Annotated in this window: 2 tRNA genes; both read left to right on the top strand. The window is 49.4% G+C overall.

Annotated features, from left to right (window positions below):
* Window positions 1-16 precede the first annotated feature (16 nt).
* Window positions 17-93: transfer RNA gene (locus AK81_RS27610), tRNA-Val, on the top strand.
* 169 nt (window positions 94-262) lie between these two features.
* Window positions 263-339, top strand: a tRNA-Val gene (locus AK81_RS27605).
* The last annotated feature ends 13 nt before the right edge of the window (window positions 340-352 follow it).

Below are 352 nucleotides of genomic sequence, written 5' to 3'. Positions count from 1 at the left end.
ATGCGCACCACACGACAGGCACATAGCTCAGTTGGTTAGAGCACCACCTTGACATGGTGGGGGTCGTTGGTTCGAGTCCAATTGTGCCTACCAAATCGAAAAAGGGGTGATCCGAAAGGGTCATCCCTTTTTTCATTGTCCATTTCGCGGGCATCGAAACCGCGGTATGGGCACGCAGCGCTCACATTCGAAAGTTTTTGATTTTTCTCAAAAAAAAGCTTTACAGGTACGCATTGGATCACTAATATGCGCACCACACGACAGGCACATAGCTCAGTTGGTTAGAGCACCACCTTGACATGGTGGGGGTCGTTGGTTCGAGTCCAATTGTGCCTACCAAATCGAAAAAGGG

Origin of the sequence: Pseudomonas putida W15Oct28 (genome assembly GCF_000708715.2) — a bacterium.
Classification (GTDB): domain Bacteria; phylum Pseudomonadota; class Gammaproteobacteria; order Pseudomonadales; family Pseudomonadaceae; genus Aquipseudomonas; species Aquipseudomonas putida_R.
The sequence above is the reverse complement of the archived record's forward strand: the minus strand, read 5'-3'. Positions and strand labels throughout refer to the sequence as shown.